This is a genomic window from Verminephrobacter aporrectodeae subsp. tuberculatae At4 (assembly GCF_000193225.1).
GTDB lineage: Bacteria > Pseudomonadota > Gammaproteobacteria > Burkholderiales > Burkholderiaceae_C > Acidovorax > Acidovorax aporrectodeae.
Map to the genome: position 1 here is coordinate 1 of NZ_AFAL01000516.1, position 5,124 is coordinate 5,124.

Annotated in this window: 6 protein-coding genes and 2 pseudogenes; 2 read left to right on the top strand and 6 right to left on the bottom strand. The window is 67.6% G+C overall.

Annotated features, from left to right (window positions below):
* Nucleotides 1-361 (top strand): annotated as a pseudogene (locus VTU_RS27945) (polynucleotide adenylyltransferase PcnB); the annotation flags it as partial.
* A gap of 30 nt (nt 362-391) precedes the next feature.
* Entirely contained in the window at nt 392-928 is a 537-nt protein-coding gene (gene folK, locus VTU_RS0117565) for a 2-amino-4-hydroxy-6-hydroxymethyldihydropteridine diphosphokinase (protein WP_010106579.1), read from the top strand.
* A gap of 178 nt (nt 929-1,106) precedes the next feature.
* Here the strand turns inward: folK and hemP are convergent, their stop codons facing one another.
* From hemP to VTU_RS27950, 6 genes and pseudogenes are all read right to left on the bottom strand, one after another.
* Nucleotides 1,107-1,334 carry a hemin uptake protein HemP gene (gene hemP / locus VTU_RS33705; RefSeq protein ID WP_010106581.1) on the bottom strand — a complete coding sequence of 76 codons (228 nt, stop codon included), beginning with the start codon at nt 1,332-1,334 and terminating at the stop codon, nt 1,107-1,109.
* A gap of 149 nt (nt 1,335-1,483) precedes the next feature.
* A complete protein-coding gene (gene gbd / locus VTU_RS0117575) occupies nt 1,484-2,620 on the bottom strand; it encodes a 4-hydroxybutyrate dehydrogenase (protein WP_010106583.1) in 1,137 nt (378 codons plus the stop codon).
* A 187-nt stretch (nt 2,621-2,807) separates the two neighbouring features.
* Complete coding sequence (locus VTU_RS0117580; protein ID WP_010106585.1) at nt 2,808-3,440, bottom strand: protein phosphatase CheZ; 633 nt, start codon at nt 3,438-3,440, stop codon at nt 2,808-2,810.
* Nucleotides 3,441-3,444: 4 nt separating this feature from the next.
* Nucleotides 3,445-3,831, bottom strand: coding sequence for a chemotaxis response regulator CheY (gene cheY / locus VTU_RS0117585; protein ID WP_010106588.1), 387 nt, complete (start codon nt 3,829-3,831; stop codon nt 3,445-3,447).
* 82 nt (nt 3,832-3,913) lie between these two features.
* Nucleotides 3,914-4,840, bottom strand: a complete 927-nt coding sequence (gene motB / locus VTU_RS0117590) for a flagellar motor protein MotB (RefSeq protein WP_010106590.1) — start codon at nt 4,838-4,840, stop codon at nt 3,914-3,916.
* A 27-nt stretch (nt 4,841-4,867) separates the two neighbouring features.
* A pseudogene (locus VTU_RS27950) lies at nt 4,868-5,124 on the bottom strand (flagellar motor stator protein MotA); the annotation flags it as partial.

A 5,124-nucleotide genomic window follows, 5' to 3' on the forward strand; every position in this document is an offset into this window, starting at 1 on the left:
CACCCCGTTTGGCATGCTGACGCAGCCGCGCCTGCGCGCCGGTTTCGACTTCCTGCGCCTGCGCGCGGATATCGGCGAGGTGTCGGAAGCCCTGGCCGCGTGGTGGCAGGACTTCCAGGATGCCGACGACGAACGCCGCCAAGACCTCATGGACCAGGCCCGTGAAGAGCAAAAGGCGCGCCCCAAGGCCCCGCCCGTCGCGCGGCGCTTGCCACGCAATGCACCACCCGCCGTGGCCGCAGATCCGGAGCCGGCGCTGCCAGCGCAAGACCACGCCCCCAAGAAGCGCCGCCGCCGGCGCCGCAAGCCCGATGGCGCTGCCGATGGCGCCGGGAACGACACGGCAACCCCGCTGGACTGAGAGCCCGCAGCGCCGGCCCACCACCACCCCATGGCCGAACCGACCGCAGCCCCGCTGGTGCCCGTTTTTATCGGCCTGGGGGCGAACCTGGGTGAGCGCGAGCGCAGCCTGCGCGCGGCTCTCGCGACCATGGACGGCCTGCCCGGAACGCGCGTGCAGCGCGTCTCCCCCCTGTACGGCAGCGCCAGCCTGTACGCGCAGGGGCCCGACTACCTCAACGCCGTGGCCGAACTGCGCACCACCCTCGCGCCCGGGCCGCTGCTCGCGGCGCTGCAATCCATAGAACGCGCCGCAGGCCGCGCGCGCCCCTACCGCAACGCGCCGCGCACATTGGATCTGGACATTCTGTGGTTTGGCGACTTGGTCATCGACAGCGCGGACCTGGCCGTGCCCCATCCCCGCATGGCCGAACGCGCCTTCGTGCTGCGGCCCCTGGCGGATCTGGCGCCGGAGCGCATCGATCCAGCCGCTTTGCAGGCCGTGGCAGGGCAGCCGATCAGGCAGTTGCAAGGCCCGGACTGGGCCGCTGGCAGCTCAATGGAAACACCCCGCATGGGGCGCGGGTGAGGTGCAGCGCCAGGGGAATCCGGGGCCGTGAACCCGGTCAACCCCGCTGCTGGTATGGGCAAAAAAAAGCCTGGCTACGCGGGCAAGCCCGTTGGCTGGCTTTAAAAACGACTCTTGCGGGCTCGTTGATGAACCCGGGAGTCGCCCCACGATGAAACGGACAACCGTCGGCGGTTCCTTATTTGGTCAGGATCAGCTTGCCCAGCTTGGTGGCCTGCAGGCGGTACACCGAGCCGTTGTGGCTGATGGTCACGGCCTTCTGGCCCTGGAGCAGGGTGCTGCTGTCGAAGGAAAAAGCCATGGTCCCTGCGCAACGGGCGGCGGCGGCGGCGGCGCTGGGCACCCCTGCCCTGTCGGCGGGGACGGGATGCAGAAGCGGGAAGGAGGAGGTCATGGAGGCTTGCATGGAGTTTTCCTGTGGCATTGCGGGGCGCTTTCTGGAAATGATAACGATTCGCAATTGCAAGTCAAGCGAATTCTGCGCTTCTGCCGCCGACGGCCCGCCCGGGTGTTTCCGCGCGCTTGCGTGGTGGATGGCTGAATTGGGCGCTACAGCTACAGCGCCGCGCTCAGGATGTCCCGGTAATCCTCGGGCGTGGCGACGCGCGGATTGGTTTTGTGGCAGTGGTCCGCCATGGCGCCGGCGATGATTGCGTCAAACATGGCGCGCGTCACGCCCAGCGCGGCCAGGCCCGTGGGCAGGTCCAGGCGGGCGTTCATGGCGCGGATGGCGTGCGCAATATCGCCGCCAGAGGCCAGACCCATGGCGTGGGCCATGCGCTCCAGGCGCTGTTCTTTCTGCACCGACTCGGCCTCGGCGTTGAAGCGCACCACGGCCGGCAGGAACAGGGCGTTGAGCGTGCCATGGTGCAGGCGCGGGTCGATTCCACCCAGGCTGTGGCTGAGCGAGTGCACGGCGCCCAGGCCCTTCTGGAACGCCAGGGCGCCCTGCATGCTGGCGCTCATCATGTGCAGGCGCGCGCCGCGGTCGGCGCCGTTGCGCGTGGCCTGCTCGATATGCGCCCAGCCGCGGGCCAGGCCGTCGAGCGCAATGCCGTCGGCGGGCGGGTTGAAGGCGGCCGACATGAAGGTTTCCATGCAGTGCGCGATGGCGTCCATTCCCGTGGCCGCCGTGAGCCGGGGCGGCAGGCCGAGCGTGAGTTCGGGGTCGCAGATGGCGGCCTTGGGCAGCAGGTGCCAGGAGTGAAAACCGAGCTTGCGCTGGTCGTCGACGATGAGGATGGCGCCGCGCGCCACCTCGCTTCCCGTGCCGCTGGTGCTGGGCACGGCGATCAGCGGCGCGGCGCGCTCGGTGATGCGCGGCGCACCGCCCTCGATGGTGGCGTACTGCCTGAGCGGCCCGGCGTGCGTGGCGGCAATCGCGATGCCCTTGGCACAGTCCATGGCCGAGCCACCGCCCACGGCGACCAGGCCGTCGCAGCCCTGGGCCTGGTAGATCTGCACCGCGGCGCGCACGGCGGCTTCTGTGGGGTTGGAGGGCGTCTGGTCGAAAACCGCCACAGGCAGGTCGTGCAGCGCGTCGAGCGCCTTCTGCAGCACGCCCGCGGCCCGGACCCCGGGGTCCGTGACGACCAGCGGGCGCGTGATTGCGGCGCGCGCGCATTCCTGCCCGAGCAAGCCGACGGCGCCGAATGCAAACTGGATCTGGGTGAGGTAGTGGATGAGAGCCATGGTGTGTGGGGTGCGGTCGGGCCCGGGGATGCAACTACCGGACACTCTACAAGCCGCAAGGGCGGCAGGACACAAAGCAAACCCGCATCCCCTGGCCTGATCCGTCGCGTCAGCGACAGCGTGGGTGGCACCGGCACACGCGGGCGGCGGGCGCGTTGCGCGCCGCCTCCCTCCGGAAGAGGCGATGTCAGAACCCCAAACTGGCGAGCAAGTCGTCCACCTGCGACTGGTCGGTGACCACGTCGGGGGTGTTCTGCGGGTCCACCACCGGCCCATGCAGGCGCGCGCGCGCAGACTCCACGGCAGCAGCGGCGGCGGGGGGCGACGGCGCGGTCTGTATGAGCAGTTGCAGCAGTTGCTCTTCCAGGGTGGACGCCAGATGCACCACACGGGCGATCACCTGGCCCGTGAGGTCATGGAAATCCTGCGCCATCATGATTTCGGTCAGATGCGTGTCGGCCTCGCGCGCCACGCGCTCGACATCGGAGAGGAAATTCATGATTTCCCCCCGGGCCACGGTGGCCACCGGGTCCTTCACCAGGGACGCCCCCACGCGGCGCGCCTCGGCGGCGATGTAGTCGTTCTGCGTCTTCGCCTGGTCCACGCGGTTGAGCACTTTTTCCGCGGCTTCACCGGTCAGGCGGGCGATGTACGACAGGCGGCTCTGCGCGTCGGGCAGTTCGCCCATGGAACTGCGCAGTTTCTCCGCGTAGCCCAGTTCGTCGAGCGCGTCGTGCAGTTGGCGTGTGAGCACGCCGATTTTTTGGCGCACGGCAACGGGCGGGGCAGGCTGCGGGCTGTCGTCGGGTATGTCTTGCATGGTGTCACAACCCCATCTTCTTCAGAATCAAGGTCACTTTCTCTTCGAGCGTCGCCTTGGTGAAGGGCTTGACGATATAGCCCGCCGCCCCCCCCTGCGCGGCCGCGACGATGTCTTCCTTGCGCGCTTCGGCCGTGACCATCAGAACCGGCAGGTGCTTGAGCTTGTCGTCCTTCTTGATCTCGGCGAGCAGTTGAAAGCCGTTCATGTTGGGCATGTTGATGTCGGTCACCACGAAATCGAATCTGCCGTTGCGCAGCTTGTGCAGCGCGACAACGCCGTCTTCCGCCTCGTCGGCATCGGCAAATCCGCTCTCCTTGAGCAGATTGCGCACGATGCGCCGCATGGTGGAGAAGTCGTCAACGATCAAAAAACGCAGGGCAGTGGTCACTGGAGCCCCTTTCGGTCGGAACAGATTGCAGGGATTGTCATGATTGTCATGGGAGGGTGGTTTGGGCGGCAAGCCATGGTCGTTACCTGTCGGGCGCGGGATGCTCCTGCTTTTCATCGAGCAGCGTGGCTGCGGGGATTGCGGGAAGCCCCTTGCCCATGAGCCGTTCTTCGGCCTCCTGGGTCAGCACGGTGATGGTGATGCGCCGGTTCGCGGGCGCGCGCGGGTTCTCCGGCACCAGCAGGTCGCTGGCCGCCAGGCCCACGACGCGGCCCAGCTTGGCGTCCGGCATGCCGGCCGAGACCAGTTCGCGGCGCGAGGCATTCGCGCGGTCCGCCGAAAGCTCCCAATTGCTGTAGCCCCGTTCGCTGTTGCCATAGGGAACGGCGTCGGTGTGGCCTGCCAGGCTGATGCGATTCTCGACACCGCCGAGCGCAGCGCCGATCGCGTGCAGGATGTCCCGCATATAGGGTTTGACCAGCGCGCTGCCGCTGTCGAACATCGGCCGGTTCTGCTCGTCGGTGATCTGGATCAGCAGGCCGTCGGGCGTCATGTCGATGCGGATCTGCGAGCGGTATTCGCTCAGCCGGGGGGTCTCGGTGATCAGTGCGGCGATCCGGGCCTGCAGGGACTCGATGCGCTCGCGGTCCTGCCGCGCGCGTGCGGCTTCGAGTTCCATGCGGCGGCGCTTGGCCTCTTGCAGGCCCAAATTCCGGTTCTGGCCATGCGCCCGGGTCAGATCGTCGCCGCCCCCGGGAATCACGCTGGAGCCGTTGCTGGTCTTCTCGCCACCGGTCAGCGCCGTTTTCAGGGGCGCTGCGAAATAGGCCTGAATCCCCTGCAGTTCCTCCTTCGCGGTCGAGCTCAGCAGCCACATCAGCAGGAAGAACGCCATCATGGCGGTCACGAAGTCGGCGTAGGCGATCTTCCAGACGGCGGAATGCCCGGCGTGGCCGCTCTTTTTGACGCGCTTGATGATGAAGGGGGGTGGGGGTTTCTTTTCAGCCATGGCGACGTGCTGGCTAGTGGCGGGTGGCTACGACTTGCGGCCCTTGACATGCCCCTCCAGCTCCAGGAAGCTGGGGCGCACGCAGGAGAAGATCACCTTGCGGCCAAACTCGATGGCCGTCGTCGGGTTGTACCCCTGCATGCTCGCCAGCAGGGTGGATTTGATGCACTGCAGTTCCTTGGACGCATCCTCGGTCTTTTGCTCGACCAGGCCGCCCAGCGGCTCGACCACCCCGTAAGCGAGCAGGATTCCGAGGAAGGTGCCGAGCAGCGCCGAGCCGATCA